The following is a 482-nucleotide window of genomic DNA, read 5'->3' on the forward strand; positions in this document are numbered from 1 at the left end:
CGTAAAAACCGACGCTAAGGCAGCATGGCCTGCCGAGTTGGCGGTGAGGTTGCCGAATTAATAGCGCTCAAATTCGGACGGCCTCAAGTTAAAACAAAGGGTTATGGCTAGAAGAGGTCGTCTGAAAACGGGATTTTGCTTTTCAGACGACCTCTTTCCATTCAAGCATCACCACTATATAGTGGATTAAATTTAAATCAGGACAAGGCGACGAAGCCGCAGACAGTACAGATAGTACGGAACCGATTCACTTGGTGCTTCAGCACCTTAGAGAATCGTTCTCTTTGAGCTAAGGCGAGGCAACGCCGTACTGGTTTAAAGTTAATCCACTATACATTCTGATTGTTACCAAAGACCAATTCAATGACTCAGAAAACACACACCATCAAAACCTACCTCGTCGGCGGCGCCGTCCGCGATTATCTTTTAGGTTTGCCCGTTAAAGACCGCGACTGGGTGGTCGTCGGCGCTGACGCACAAAC

Annotated in this window: 1 protein-coding gene; it reads left to right on the forward strand. The window is 47.9% G+C overall.

Annotated elements, in window-relative coordinates:
- Positions 1-384 precede the first annotated feature (384 nt).
- Positions 385-482 (forward strand): hypothetical protein (locus tag ACTHS3_RS16870; RefSeq protein WP_156122100.1); only part of this gene is annotated, 98 nt, incomplete at its 3' end.

Source organism: Neisseria sp. P0009.S007 (genome assembly GCF_051962515.1).